The 13,619-nt window shown below is 54.9% G+C and carries 13 protein-coding genes; 11 read left to right on the top strand and 2 right to left on the bottom strand.

The features are described 5' to 3' along the window. Nucleotide 1: 1 nt before the first annotated feature. From C7459_RS18835 to ndk, 4 genes are all read left to right on the top strand, one after another. A complete protein-coding gene (locus tag C7459_RS18835; protein ID WP_109690829.1) occupies nt 2-889 on the top strand; it encodes a menaquinone biosynthetic enzyme MqnA/MqnD family protein in 888 nt (295 codons plus the stop codon). Then, nucleotides 886-1,980 (top strand): cyclic dehypoxanthinyl futalosine synthase, encoded by a 1,095-nt coding sequence (gene mqnC, locus C7459_RS18830; protein ID WP_109690828.1) that lies wholly within the window; start codon nt 886-888, stop codon nt 1,978-1,980. Before C7459_RS18835 ends, mqnC begins: the two co-directional genes overlap by 4 nt. A 12-nt stretch (nt 1,981-1,992) precedes the next feature. Beyond that, entirely contained in the window at nt 1,993-2,958 is a 966-nt protein-coding gene (locus C7459_RS18825; protein ID WP_109690827.1) for a polyprenyl synthetase family protein, read from the top strand. Between the two features lie 107 nt (nt 2,959-3,065). Then, nucleotides 3,066-3,512 carry a nucleoside-diphosphate kinase gene (gene ndk, locus C7459_RS18820; protein WP_109690826.1) on the top strand — a complete coding sequence of 149 codons (447 nt, stop codon included), beginning with the start codon at nt 3,066-3,068 and terminating at the stop codon, nt 3,510-3,512. Nucleotides 3,513-3,563: 51 nt separating this feature from the next. Here the strand turns inward: ndk and C7459_RS18815 are convergent, their stop codons facing one another. Beyond that, nucleotides 3,564-4,475, bottom strand: coding sequence for a patatin-like phospholipase family protein (locus C7459_RS18815; RefSeq protein ID WP_170119557.1), 912 nt, complete (start codon nt 4,473-4,475; stop codon nt 3,564-3,566). Between the two features lie 93 nt (nt 4,476-4,568). Between C7459_RS18815 and C7459_RS18810 the strand changes: the two genes are divergently transcribed. Beyond that, complete coding sequence (locus C7459_RS18810) at nt 4,569-5,351, top strand: CheR family methyltransferase (RefSeq protein WP_109690824.1); 783 nt, start codon at nt 4,569-4,571, stop codon at nt 5,349-5,351. Between the two features lie 402 nt (nt 5,352-5,753). Here the strand turns inward: C7459_RS18810 and C7459_RS18805 are convergent, their stop codons facing one another. After that, on the bottom strand, nt 5,754-6,104 hold the full coding sequence (locus C7459_RS18805; protein WP_109690823.1) for a c-type cytochrome: 351 nt from the start codon (nt 6,102-6,104) through the stop codon (nt 5,754-5,756). 243 nt (nt 6,105-6,347) lie between these two features. Here C7459_RS18805 and C7459_RS18800 point away from each other — a divergent pair, with 243 nt between their 5' ends. The 6 genes from C7459_RS18800 (at nt 6,348) to C7459_RS18775 (ending at nt 13,586) form a co-directional block, all read left to right on the top strand. Beyond that, on the top strand, nt 6,348-10,961 hold the full coding sequence (locus tag C7459_RS18800; RefSeq protein ID WP_170119556.1) for a diguanylate cyclase: 4,614 nt from the start codon (nt 6,348-6,350) through the stop codon (nt 10,959-10,961). 138 nt (nt 10,962-11,099) lie between these two features. Then, complete coding sequence (locus tag C7459_RS18795) at nt 11,100-11,468, top strand: hypothetical protein (protein ID WP_109690821.1); 369 nt, start codon at nt 11,100-11,102, stop codon at nt 11,466-11,468. Between the two features lie 32 nt (nt 11,469-11,500). After that, nucleotides 11,501-12,046, top strand: a complete 546-nt coding sequence (locus tag C7459_RS18790) for a GNAT family N-acetyltransferase (RefSeq protein WP_109690820.1) — start codon at nt 11,501-11,503, stop codon at nt 12,044-12,046. A gap of 41 nt (nt 12,047-12,087) precedes the next feature. Further along, nucleotides 12,088-12,291 (top strand): hypothetical protein, encoded by a 204-nt coding sequence (locus C7459_RS18785; protein ID WP_109690819.1) that lies wholly within the window; start codon nt 12,088-12,090, stop codon nt 12,289-12,291. Nucleotides 12,292-12,346: 55 nt separating this feature from the next. Further along, on the top strand, nt 12,347-13,366 hold the full coding sequence (locus C7459_RS18780) for an RluA family pseudouridine synthase (protein WP_109690818.1): 1,020 nt from the start codon (nt 12,347-12,349) through the stop codon (nt 13,364-13,366). After that, nucleotides 13,335-13,586, top strand: a complete 252-nt coding sequence (locus tag C7459_RS18775; RefSeq protein WP_109690817.1) for a DUF1450 domain-containing protein — start codon at nt 13,335-13,337, stop codon at nt 13,584-13,586. The genes C7459_RS18780 and C7459_RS18775 overlap by 32 nt, the downstream gene beginning before the upstream one ends. The last annotated feature ends 33 nt before the right edge of the window (nt 13,587-13,619 follow it).

Here is a 13,619-nt window from a genome sequence, read left to right as displayed (position 1 = left end):
CGTGAGCAAGCTCAGCGCAGGCCATCGTTCCGGTCAGTCTGACACGCAAGTCTCCACCGAACACGCCAAGTTGCGCATCGGGCAGATCAAGTTCACCAACGCGTTGCCGATCTGTCACTTCATCGACCGATCGGACCCGATGCATGAGTTTTGGCCTGGCGCGCCTTCTGAGCTGAATAGCTGGTTGGCAGATGGTACGATTGATGCGGGGCTGGTGTCGGCGTTCGCTTATGCACAACTGGCAGACGATTTTGTGGCCTTGCGAGGACTTTCAGTGTCTTCGCGCGGTCCGGTCGGCTCGATTTTTCTGTTTAGCAAGCGACCGATCGAGGAATTGAGCGGTTGTACGGTGGCGCTGACGTCGCACTCGGCTTCGAGTACGAACTTGGCGCGCATCCTGCTGGGCGAAATCGGTGTGCGCGACGTGAACTATGTCACGCAAGAGCCTGATCTGCCCAGCATGTTGGACGGAGCGGAGGCAGCGGTGCTGATCGCCGATCATGCGCTGCATTGGTCCGTTCAGGATCACGGTCTCCAGATGTATGACCTCGGTGAGGAATGGCACACCCGCACCGGTCATTCGATGACATTTGCGGTGTGTGCCGTCCCGAGGCGATTGGTGGAGCAGGACCCAGAGAAGGCTCGGGGCATCCACCGTCTGTTTTTGGAAGGCAAGCGCAAGGGGTTGGGAGATCTCGAAGCGGTGATCGCAGAAGCGACCCGCATGATGGGGCAGACCGAGGACTTCTGGCGTTCATACTTTAGCAAGTTGATCTATGATTTACATGAGGAGTTGGCGGTGGGCGCAGATGCGTACTTTGACGCAGCGTACCGTCACGGTCTCTTGACCAAGCCGGTCAAGCTTGAATTGTGGGGTGACGAATCATGAGTTTTGTAAACACGAAATCCACGAAGTTGGATGAAGTTTTGGATAAAGCGTTGCAAGGCGAACGACTGACCTTGGAAGACGGTCTGGTGCTGTACAACAGCAACGACCTGATCAAGCTCGGGGGAGCGGCGAATGAGATTCGCAAACGTCAGCACCCGGAGAACATGGCGACCTTCGTCATCAACCGCAACATCAACTACACCAATGTTTGTGATACCTACTGCCGTTTCTGCGCGTTCTACCGCGGTGAAAAATCGCCGGATGCTTACGTGTTGACGGACGAGGTTATTTTTGACAAAATCCAAGAGTTGGCCGATCTGGGCGGTACGGAAGTCCTGATGCAGGGCGGCACCCATCCAGGTCTGCCGTTCTCGTACTACACCGACTTGTTGCGCAAGATCAAGGCGCGTTTCCCTCAGATCACGATGCACTCCTTCTCGGCCGCAGAGATCTGGAAGATGGTTGAAGTTTCCGATGGTCTGTCCTTGGAGCAAGTGATGCGTGAACTGCATGCGGCCGGTCTGGACTCGCTGCCGGGCGGTGGCGCGGAGATCCTCGATGATCGCACCCGCCTGCGCATCTCGAAGCTGAAGGAATCGTGGACGAAGTGGATGGATGTACACGATGTGGCACAACGCATCGGCATGAACACCACGGCAACGATGGTCATCGGTTTTGGTGAAACCAACGAAGAACGCCTCCTGCACTTCCTGCGCGTGCGCGATCAGCAGGACAAGACCGGGAAGTTCACCGCATTCATCTCTTGGACGTACCAGCCGGATAACACCGCGCTCAAAGGCACTCGTGCCACGGCGGTGGAGTACTTGAAGAACACCGCGATCTCGCGGATCATGATCGACAACGTCAAAAACTTCCAAGCTTCTTGGGTCACGATGGGTCCGAAGATCGGCCAGTTGGCGCTGGAATTCGGTTGCAACGACATGGGCTCGACGATGCTGGAAGAAAACGTAGTTTCGGCGGCCGGTGCACACAACCGCATGAATACGCAAGAGTTGATCAACGTGATTCAAAATGCGGGTCGCACCGCTGCACAGCGTGATACGCAGTACAACATTCTGAACGTTTTCTAAGGTGGATTTTTGATGAAGTTGATGGACATCTATTTCTCGCTCAAATCGGATATTGATGTTGTGGAACGGCGGTTGCATGATGAGGTGCACACACCGCAACGCAATCTCAAAAAAGCGTCCACCCACTTGTTGAAGGCGGGAGGGAAGCGAATACGCCCCATTTTTGTCCTGCTCGCTGGCAAGTTTGGGAATTATGATGTCGATCGACTGACGAAGGTCGCAACTGCACTCGAACTGATCCATTCGGCGACACTTGTGCATGACGATGTCATCGACGATGCTGCGTTGCGGCGGGGAACCCCGACGGTGAAGGCTGAATGGGGGAACCGGATGGCGATGTACACGGGCGATTTTATCCTCGCCCGCGCCTTGGTTTTAATTTCGGAACTGCCGAACGTACAATTCCATCAACTTCTTTCCAAGTCGATTGTCAGCATTGTTGAAGGCGAGATCGAACAGATCCGCGATTTTTACAACGTCGATCAGAACCTGAGGGTGTACCTGCGTCGGATCAAGCGCAAGACCGCGCTCCTGCTGGCCGTCTCCACGACGCTTGGCGCGATTGTGGCGGATTGCAAAGCGGAGACGACGCGGGCCTTGGAGCGCTATGGGTACTTTGCCGGGATGGCGTTCCAGATCATCGATGATATCCTCGATCTGACCGCAACATCCAAGAAATTGGGCAAACCGGTCGGCAATGACCTGCGCCAAGGCAACTTGACGTTGCCGGTGCTGTATGCGCTGGAGCACTCGCCTGAGCGCGATGTGTTGCGCGCCCACATTCATCGCGACATGACCGAGGCGCAAGCGGTCGAAGCGATCCGCATCGTAAAGGCATCGGGGGGGCTGGAGTATGCTCGCCAGCTCGCTGATCGCTACATGGAAAAGTGCCTTCGCGCGCTGGAGGGCCTGCCGCAGATCGAGGCGACCCGCCAGTTGACGGCGATTGCCCATTTCATCAACGAACGCGACCACTAAGCGGTGGTCGCGTTTTTTACAGATCGTGACTTGCTTCTGGTGGGCTCACTTGGTAAAATGGACAAGGATTGTAACAAGATGTACATAACGAAGGAGTGTTTAACCCAATGGCAGTTGAAAGAACTTTCCTCATGGTAAAACCGGATGGCGTACAACGCGGTCTGATCGGTGAAATCGTTTCCCGTTTCGAGAAAAAAGGCTTCAAGCTGATCAACGCGAAACTGATCCAAGTTTCCGAAGACCTCGCGAAGTCCCACTACGCAGATCTGTCTGACAAGCCGTTCTTTGGCGAACTGACCGAGTTCATCTCCTCTTCCCCGGTATTCGGCATGGTATGGGAAGGCGATAACGTCATCTCCACCGCTCGTGCGATGATGGGCGCTACCAACCCGGCAGCAGCTGTACCGGGCACCATCCGCAACGACTACGCGATCTCGATGGGTATGAACATCATCCACGGTTCGGACTCCCCGGAAAGCGCAGAGCGTGAAATCGGCCTCTGGTTTGATGGCGAAACCCTCTCCTACGACAAAGCGATCAACAAGTGGATCTAATCCACTTCGCACGATAAAAAAAGCCTGCTCCCCTCATGGGAAGCAGGCTTTTTATTGTTGTTGCAGGTATTCCTTGATTCTCGGCAGCGCCTCTAACGTCGCGTGACGCCCCGCTTCGATGCAATCCTCGATTTTGTCAAATGAGGTCCAGCCTATGTCGTGGATGACAGGGGATATGGCGAAAAGTTTGTCGTTGTGCAGTTGCAGCGCCGTCACTTCGGAGAGCAGGATGTCCCAGCTGCGCATGAACACATCGAAAAAAGTGTTCACCGTCCCGTGCTTCATCTCGGCGTTCAGGAGGTCCACGACGATCACTTTGTCACAACCTGCTTCAAACAGCAGGTCTGCCGGGATGTTCGTGCGGACTGCGCCGTCGATCAGCGTGCGGTCGTTGATCGTGCGCGGGGTGAACACGCCTGGCATCGAGCAGGAGGCGCGCACACAGGCGGCTTTGCGCTCGATGTCGTCGCCCATGTCGTGGAACACGGTTCGGGGCAGTTCATACGTGCTGCGAGGGTGCCAGCCGTCCGTAAATACCACCGCCTCTGTGCTGTAGAGGTCGACGGAGGTGACGAACAGCGGGATCGGCTTGTGCGACGGTGGGAGCCCGTAGAGGCGCGTGAGGTAGCGCTCGAAATGGACGCCGCGGATGAAACCGGTCGGCATCAGGCGTGTGAGGTCCCGGTACCAGCCGAACAGATAGAGCGGCAACACGCTGAGGAAGCGCACCGCCCCCCAGAAGCTCGTCGACCAGTCAACCAGCTGGCGGCCGGGGAAGGAGGTCGCGACTCTTCGCAGGGTCTGTGGCGAGAGTCCATGCGCGTAGAGTGCGGCGATCACGCTGCCGGCGCTGGAGCCGGCGATCATGTCTGGTTTGATGCCCGCTTCATGCAAAACTTCCAACACGCCGACATGCGCCGCGCCGCGCAACGTGCCACCACTGAGCGCTAAACCTATTTTCATAGAAGCTGTCATCTCCCTCAGCAGGAAAATTCGACAAACAGGGCGAATACTAGCAGACATCAACATGTGCTTGGAAAGCAAGGGGGATGGGACATGGCTGTAGGAAACGAATTCGATCTCTTTATGGAGAACATCTACAAATACACGAACATCGATCTCAAGAAATACAAACGCCCACAGATGGAGCGTCGTCTGACTGCGCTGCGCGATAAGCAAGGGTTCCAAGACTTCAAACCGTATTTTGAGGCGCTACAAAAAGACCAGAACTTGTTCCACGAGTTCTTGGACCGCATGACGATCAACGTATCCGAGTTTTTCCGCAACCCGAACCGCTGGGAAGTGGTCGAGCAACGTTTGGTACCAGAAGTCCTGAAGAAAAACAAAAAGATCAAAGTCTGGAGCGCCGCTTGTTCGACCGGCGAGGAACCGTATACGATCGCGATGATCCTGAACCAATACTTGCCGTTCTCCGAGATCAAAGTGCTCGCATCTGACATCGACGACGGTGCGATCGCTCGTGCGAAAAAGGGTGTGTACCACCAACGCTCCCTGCAATTTGTACCACCGGCCTATGTATCTAAATACTTTAAGCCTCTTGACAATCAACAGTATGCGATCTCTGAGGATGTGAAGAAGTGCGTCACGTTCAAAAAGCACAACTTGCTGGAGGAGCCGTTCGAGAGTGATTTTGACTTGATCGTCTGCCGCAACGTGATCATCTATTTCACCGAGCAGGCGAAAGACTTGCTCTACACCAAGTTTTCCAATGCCTTGAAGCCTGGCGGTGTGTTGTTTGTCGGCTCGACGGAGCAGATCTTCTCCCCGCAATCGTTCCGATTTGCTACGTATGACACGTTCTTTTACCAACGCCAGTAGCACCCTACTTATATGAATGGAGACACTTGTCCTATGTACAGACCGCCTATTCGTAAATGGCGGTTTTTTTTATAGTAGCCCGATGCGAATTGCCTATTTACATTTCCGTTCATACGGTCTAGAATTAGAAATGGAGCGGGGGATTAAGTAACTAATCACGTCTGGCTGACTAGTATTAATACTCACCGCCCACTAGAGAACCCCTACATAAAACCGGGGTCGGGAGGCTTTTCCTACAAATATTATGACTAAAAAGCCGCAGCAACGTACCTGACTACGACATTCCAACATACCTTACGGAAAAGGGATCGTCCGCACTGGACAGTCCCTTTTCTAATTCGATACTAGATAAAAAAGGGTTCGGGCCAACTTCGTTGGCCCGAACCCTTTTTGGTGGAAGATTTACTTCGATTCACCAAGGCTGGTGATGTATTTCGCGACAGCTGCGACTTCTTTGTCGTTCTTCAGGCCGCCGCCGCCCATCGGAGGCATTTTGCCGTTGACGCCATCGTGAATGATCTGTGCGATGGTCTCTTCGGTCAGCAGTGCACCCTTCTCGTGAAGGTTCGGGCCGGCGTCGCCTTTGAGGTCTTTGCCGTGGCAAGATGCGCAGTTTTGTTGTGCCAGCTTCTTGCCGTCGATGGTGACCTCACTGTGCGGGGTTACGATCGTCTGCGAGTAAGAAGCAAAGCCGCTGAACGCAATGCCCAGAACAAACAGGCTGAGGACGATGATGATACCACGAAAACTCATTGCTCACACTCCTTCCAATCTGTACTCAACTATTTTACCATGTCGAATCTAAAAACCGTACACTTGATTTTTTGGTAACTTGTGTCCATTTTCGTACAGTTAGCCATTTTCAGGTCAGGAATTAGAAAAATCACTCGATTGCGAATTTCTGCTGTAAGATATACGTTCGTCTATATGACTTTTATTAATCTTTGTGTTAAGATTTAGAGAGATAGACTGTATCGGAGAATGGATGTGATTTTCATGACAGAGCGGAAGGCCACAGTTGCAGAGTCTCGTTACACCGTCGTCGACAAGCTCTCCGGCAGCAGTTACTTTGGAGATCTGTACCGGGGGTTTGACGAGGAGACGGGACGTGCCGTGCAGATTTTGAGACTTCCTGCACACTTGGTTTCGTTTATTGGTCATGAGCAGATTGAATTGCGGGCGAATCTGTTCCAGCAAGATCCGGCGTTGCCAATGTTGAAGATCGCCGATGTGTTCAGCGGACCCGACGGCAGTTCTGTCGTCTATGATGTTCCGTTGGGCGCACGCCCGCTGCTTCACTTTCTGGATGGGGAATCTCTGCCGACGATGATCGAAGTTTTCAAGCGACTCTGCGATGCGGTGTCGCTGTTGCACAACCGCACGATGTGGCACGGGGCAATCGTGCCAGAGCATGTCTGGGTGATGCCGGATGGCAACGTCCGATTGATGACGATGTTGACAGATCAACCGTTGTCGCTGTACAACGCCTCTGGCTCCTCAGAGTCCTTGGAGTTTTTCGCCCCGGAATTGATGACGATGAGCCCATTTGACGCACGCACAGATATCTACAACCTCGGTGTGCTGTTCTACTACGTTTTGACCGATACGTATCCGTTCTCGTATGAGGAAGGTACGCTGTACCCGCCATCTCGCTTCAATCAACACATCCCGCCACAACTCGACCGCATGGTGCTCAAGATGATCAACCAACGCCCGACCAAGCGTTTTCAATGGATTGGGCAGATCATCGAGGAATTGACACGCACCCTCGGACGCCACGAGATCGCAGAGCAACAGGAGTCAGAGACGTATGGTTCGGAACACTTGTTCTCGCCGGAATTCACCGGTCGGATCGAAGAGGTCGCGCAGTTGTCGCTGTTCTACGAGCGCCAGGTGCAGGGGGGGCGCAGCTCGCTCCTGATCACCGGTCGACAAGGCATCGGACGGAAACGATTGATCTACGAAGTCTCGGGGCGCTACATGTTCAATGTCTCCGGGGTTTCGGTCGTCTGCAGCGATGTCGCCGGCGCAACGATTGAGGACCTGACCTGCCGCCTGTTGATGATCTGCTTTGGGGTTCCCAAGCTGGAGCGCGTCGGGCAACAGTACGTGCGCCCGCTTTCCAAAATCATTTCACGGATCGCTTTTGAGTACCGCGATATGTTGAATGCAGATACGGATGAGGAGTTGGCTGTGCGCGGAGCTGGCTTAGCGGAAGGGGATCGTCTGGAACCGGATGCGCTGTTGTTGGAGTTTTTCACACAGGTCATCGAGGTCACTGCTGAGCCGTTCGTGCTGGAGTTGTACGATGTGCATCGCCTGGACTACGAGACGGTGCAGTTTTTCAAAAAACTGCTCAGCAACGAGCAGTTGATGTTTGGCATCATCGGGGTCGCGGAAGACACGTCGTTGTTGCTCGGGGAGCTGTTCCAAGAACGGATGCACTTGAGCAATCTGCCGGTGCACCAATTGCGAGAGTGTGTGGCGTCGAGATTCGGGGACACCGACTTCCTCAGTGATCAATTTATCGAATGGTTGAATCACCACTCGAATGATACGTTAGGACAGGCTCTGCAATTGGTCGAGTACTTGGTCGACACGCGCCAGATCTACTTGCAGCGCTACGTGTGGCATATGGATGTGCCTACGATTGAAGATCTGAACATCCCGGAATCGATGGAAAGTCTGATCCTTTACCGTCTGGAAGCGTTACCAGATCAGGCCAAAAAGGTCTGCCGCGTGCTGACGTTGTTCAAAGGGGCATTTGTCGTCGAAGCAGCGGCCAAGGCCGCCGAGATCGGCTCGGCGCAGGAGTTGACGCAGATTCTGTATCAACTCGCGGAACAAGGTCTGCTGCTTCAGACGCACAACTATTATCGGTTCCCTTCAGCGAACGTCAAGCAACACCTCTACGAAGCGATCCCAGAGGGGGAGCGCCGGGAGATGCATCACGCGCTCGGGCACTGTCTGCTCGATGTGAACTCGCTGGAATTCATGGAGATCGCGTACCAACTCGAGTGCGGGAGGGAGTGGAGGCGTGCGATTGCGCACTATATCCAAGGCGCCCGTCGCAGTTTCCGCCGGAACCTGTTGCTCGATTCGGAGACGCAGATTCGCAAGGCGCTGGAGTTATATGTGCACTTGCCAGGGCGTACCTGCCCGAATGCATTTTATAATTACCGCGCCAAGCTTCTGAAGCTCTCAGGATCGCTTGAGGAAGCGAGTGACGTCTACCAAGAGCTCTACGAAAACACGGGCAACGTGCGCAGTCTCATCAACATGACGATCAGTCGGATCAACATCGGGATGTTCCACCGCGTGGAGCCCTACGTCGCCCTGATGGAGCAACTGATCCGCGAAGGCAAGTTGCAGCATAAAGTTCAGCAATCGCTGATGGTCATTCTCGGCATGTATTATATCGAGACGGAGGGCAATTACTCCTACATCCGCGATCTGGAGGAGTACCAGCAGCGCAATGGCTCGGTGTTGCGTGAAGAGATGCGGGTCAAGGATTACATCTCGTGGCTGTACAACTTGCAAGTGTTGCTGACCTACGTGCCAGGCATTCCGTGGGAGCATCGCGCCCGCTATCTGCACGAAGCGGCGACGCTCGCGGAGCACCACAATTTCCGAGCCTTGCTGGTCGGCATCTACAATTGCATGGCGATCGGCTTCCAAGAGACCGACCCGCTGAAGGCGAAGGATTACTACTTGCAATCGGCAAGTCTCGCCGCTGACCTCAGCGACAAGTCAAAGGAAGCGATCGCGTATATCAACCTGATTGAGATCTATCGCATGCTCGGCGACATGTACCATTCGCACCGCTACATCGAAAAAGCGCGCGAGACGGGCATTGCGGTCAACAAAGGTGACGACACCTATCTGTTGCAAAATGAGATCGAGCACTTCATGTTCATCGAGGATTATGAGAAGGCCGAACAGGTCATCAACAAAATGACCGTCGTCGCCAAGCGCAACGGCCAGCAAAAGATGCGCGACACCGCTTGGTTGTTCCGTTTTCAAATCTACTGTGAGCAAGGGAACAAGCGTCGGATCGATCGGCTGTGGCCGCTGATCCAGCACATCTGCGAAGCGCGCAAGTTCGAGTCGGAACTGCAGTTCCTGCGGGCGAAGTACCAGATCGTCTACCGGCAGTACCAGGAAGTCATCGATGTGTTCCTGCCGCTCGTCGAAGAGACGGGCGTGCCCAACGAAGTCCGCATCAAGCGCTACTTGCTGTTGCTTGAAGCGATGTTGCAGGCGGGTCGCTGGCATGATGGCTTGGAGCTCGGCACGCAAGTCCAGCAGTTGATTCACAACACCGGGTATGTCGGGTTCCTCGCGAAGGCACACTTCTACCTCGGCCGACTGTACCAACTGACACATCAGTTCGTGCAGGCCAACCTGAACTACAAGCGAGCGTTGATGTGGTTCCGCAAGCTCAACCAACAGGGGCGACTCGCGGCGATCGACCGTTACATGAGCCAGACCAACATGGAGATGGTGCGGGCGGCCGATGGGATCACCGATAGGATGTTGGGCGATGTACAAGGGATGGACCCGCGTGCGGGCGTCAGGATCGCCGATGGCGGCGCGCGCTTGAAGGACTGGGCGCGTGCGATCGTCAAGGAGCGGCAGGAGATGATCGACACCTTGACCGACAACGAGATTCTGCTAGATGCGATCCGTCGCGTCTCCTCCTCGATCATGGTCAAGACGGTCTGCGAAAACTTGGCAGCAGTCGTGTTCGAAAACCTCCTGCTCGATCAGATTCACCTGAGCATCAAGATCAACGAGGAGCGCATTGAGCGCATCCACCTGAACGAACAGTTGCAGGAGACCCCGTATCTTGAAGGCAGTGAAGTGGAGAAGGTCTTCCAGAGCGTCATCGAGGTGGAGCGTCCGGTGGAGATGGAAGGCACGACGTCTTACTTGTACGGCATCCCCGTGTACTCGCATGATCAGCAAGTCATCGCGATCATGGTGTTGGAGAAAATGTCGTTGCAGACGCCTTTCACGATCCGTGACAAGCGTTTCATCACATCGCTTGCTCAACTCGTCTCTTCCAACGTGGAGAACTCGATCCTCTACGAAGTGATGATCACCGACAACCTGACCGGGCTGTACCAACGCAATTACTTCCAGAAGCGACTCAATGAGGAATTTACGAAGATTCAGCGCTATGGCATCGACTTGTCATTCCTGATGATCGACTTGGACGACTTTTCGCAAGTCAACAACCGCTTCGGGCACAACGAGGGCGACCGCGTGTTGCGCGCGGTGGCGCAGACGTTACAACGTTCGGTGCGCAACGTGGACATCGTCGGACGCTTTGGCGGCGAAGAGATGGTCGTCATCCTGCCGAACACCAACGGTTCGGCTGCGCGGATTGTCGCGGAACGGATCTTGAACAACTTGCGCGCCCTCCCGATCGAGGGCAACCGCTACCAGATCACCGCCTCAATCGGCGTCGCGAGTTTCGATCTCGACCATCCGGTCGACGTGCTCGACCTGATTGAGAAGGCCGACCAAGCGGAGACCTATGCCAAGCGCAATGGCAAAAACCGTGTCGTCTGCCATTGGGAGATGGTGGCACAACAACGGGAGTAGCAAAAGAGACCGTACCCGCGCCTGTCGCGGATACGGTCTTTTTTACATGAAACTGGGTGGTGACGTTTACACTAGAATATCAACGTGAGTTCGGAAGGAGTTGACGTCGCTGTGAAAAGCCGGGAGACGAGGGCGAGGATGCTGGACGCGTATTTTGCCAAGCACAGCCGGTTTTCAATGCGCTTGTATCGGTATTACAGCGAAAAGTCGGATGAGGAGTTGTGCTTCATACGCGCCCATTTGATCCAAGAGCAACACATGTTGGGCAATGTGCCGTTGTTGGCTTCGACGATGCCGATCGTGTTTTTGATTTTTGGTTCACAACTAGGCAAGTATTTCCCGCATGACTCGCTGTCGTGGGTGATCGCGGCGATGGTGTCGATTCTGATCATCGTCTGGTCGATCAACCACAACTTCCGCCACAAAAGCCGTGTACATCTCGATCTCTATCTGATTGAGGAGATCCAAAAGGCACGTTCCCAAAACTCTCCACGTCCTGTACAATAAGGGGGACATGAGTTGGGAAGGAGCGAGACCGCATGCAGACAGCTAGTACCTGGTCGGTGCGTCCGCTGACGATGGACGATGTGCCATCGCTTTTGGAGTGGTACAACGACGAAGAATTGCACCATATCGCCAATTCGAGGGCATTCCTGCCCTATACGCTCGATGAATTGCTCACTTATTGGAAGAAAAAGCTCAACCGCGACCACGCACTCTATTTCGTGATCGAGCGGGACGGTGAGTTGATCGGACGGTGCGGCTTGAAAGCCTCGTTGCCGACCCGTGTCGAGATGGAGTTTTCCATCCTCATCGCCCGGCGTGCGCTGTTCAGCAAAGGGATTGGCACAGCGGTTACGACGCACATGCTCGATGTGGCGTTTGCCAACCCGCAGGTGCAGGTCGTTCGTTTGTATGTGCGCCGAGACAACGCACGAGCACAGCGCTGTTATGTGAAATCAGGCTATCGCATCGTGCATTCATTCACGCAAAATGGCGTGGCCACGGAGATGATGCAAGTGGAGCGCAGCGAGTGGTCGAAGCGTCGTACACAGCAGGACGAAGACCGGATGGAGTTGGCGTAGGTTCACGCGAAATCTTTTACAGTTAGGGGAAGTGGAAACACATGAAAATCAAATGCACAGATTGCTACGAAGAGAACCACGTATCGGAACCGAAATGCACCCGTTGTGGTCGCCTGCTCGACGATGCGCGCAAGGGTCAAACCAACGACCACTTTGAGTGGCAGCACCATGACGCGCCGAACACGATCGTCGATCGCAACAAGCGCGGCGGCAGTTCCCAAGAGAAGAAAAACACCGTTTGGTAAGCACCCGCGCCTTGGGGCCGGGTGTTTTTTCTCCACACAGAGGAGCGAGTATGTCATGAGAGATGAATTGGCGAGGTTGGCGATCGGGGAGGACTTGGCCGGCTTGATGGTCAAGGACGTGCTGCGCGATCGCTTTGAGATGTCGCGCAAGATCATCCGCAAGCTGGTGGAAGGACAGGGCGTGCTCGTCAATGGCGAGCACGTCTGGTTAACATGGAGACTGCGTGCGGGCGATGAACTGCGCCTGCTGCTGCCCGTTGAGGAGTCGGAGGATATCTTGCCTGAGCCGATCCCGTTCCGAAGCGTCTATGAGGACGAGGATGTGTTGGTGATCGACAAGCCAGCGGGGCTGATCGTGCATCCGACGACCGGACATTGGACGGGCACGTTGGCAAATGGTGTGGTGTACGATTGGAAGCTGCGCGGCGTGAGTGCGAGATTCCGCCCGGTACATCGCATCGACCAACACAGCTCAGGGCTGATCGTCGTGGCGAAAAATCACTATGCCCACAAATTGCTCGGTGAGCAGATGAAGCAGCGCACGGTGGAACGGCTGTACGAGGCGGTGATCCACGGCGTGATGGAGGAGGCTCGTGGCCTCGTCGACGCGCCGATTGAGCGTTCGGACGAAGACCGTCGGGTGCGCAAAGTGCGCAAGGACGGGCAGGAAGCGCGGACGGCGTACCGAGTCTTGGAGCGCTATCCGTTCGCAGACCCCAACCCGGAGGAGTTCATCGTGGTGCCGGGCGGGCAGATCAAGCCAGGCGGGACGCGGGTGGAGTTGAAGCTGTTCACCGGGCGCACGCATCAAATTCGTGTACATATGCAACATCTGGGCTACCCGTTGTTCGGGGATGCTATGTATTACAAAGGCGACGATTCCGCATGGATCGAGCGTCAGGCGCTGCATGCCAAACTGCTCGGCTTCGAACATCCGCGCACCAAGGAGTGGATGCGCTTCCAATCCCCGTTGCCAAACGACATGGAGCAACTGGTAGAACGTCTGCGCGCAGGAGATACTGCTGGGGGGAGGGGGATGACAGGTGGAGGCCCAAGAGAAGTGCTTCACGATTGAGGTCTGTTCGAGCAATCAGTTCCTCGATGACATCGAGACGGTCGATTGGTTGATCAAGACGTACCCGGATGCTGGCATCGAACCGGCCGATTGCTTGGATCGATGCGGGATCTGTATGCGGTATGCCTACGTGGTGATCAACGACAACTTCCTCTATGCACACGACGTGCCGGAGTTGCGCGAGAAGATCGTGCAGTACATAGAGAGTCATCAGGAGTGAGAAAAAAGGACACAGCCGCTGCGTGCGGATGTG

It is taken from the genome of Tumebacillus permanentifrigoris (assembly GCF_003148565.1).
Classification (GTDB): Bacteria; Bacillota; Bacilli; order Tumebacillales; family Tumebacillaceae; genus Tumebacillus; species Tumebacillus permanentifrigoris.
Note: the sequence above shows the minus strand (reverse complement) of the source record. Positions and strands in the feature narration are given on the sequence as shown.